This window comes from Streptomyces katrae (assembly GCF_000966975.1).
Classification (GTDB): domain Bacteria; phylum Actinomycetota; class Actinomycetes; order Streptomycetales; family Streptomycetaceae; genus Streptomyces; species Streptomyces katrae.
Genome location: NZ_JZWV01000290.1, coordinates 1 through 289 on the forward strand (window position 1 = coordinate 1; position 289 = coordinate 289).

Sequence of the window (289 nt, forward strand, 5' to 3'; positions counted from 1 at the left end):
GCCCCGGCCTGCTCCTCGCCGCGCTGCCCGCGATGGCCGCCGCGTACGTCTCGGCCCGGGCGGCCGGGCGCAAGGCCCGCCCCTGGACCCTGCTGTGGGCCGCCGGCTGCGTGGCCCTGCTCGCGGTGCCGGCCCTGCGCGACTCCGCCTGGCCGTCCACGCTCGCGGTCCTGGCCGCCGTGCTGCTCGCCGCCCTGGCCCTGCACGGCACCCGCAGGTGGCCCGGCGTCCTGCTCGCCCCCATCGGCTTCCTCGGCAGCGCCGTCGCCGGCGTCGGCTGGGCCTGGGC

At 81.7% G+C, this 289-nt stretch carries 1 pseudogene; it reads left to right on the forward strand.

Features of this window, described 5'->3' with window-relative positions:
* Positions 1-289: pseudogene (locus VR44_RS11920) on the forward strand (DUF4153 domain-containing protein); the annotation flags it as partial.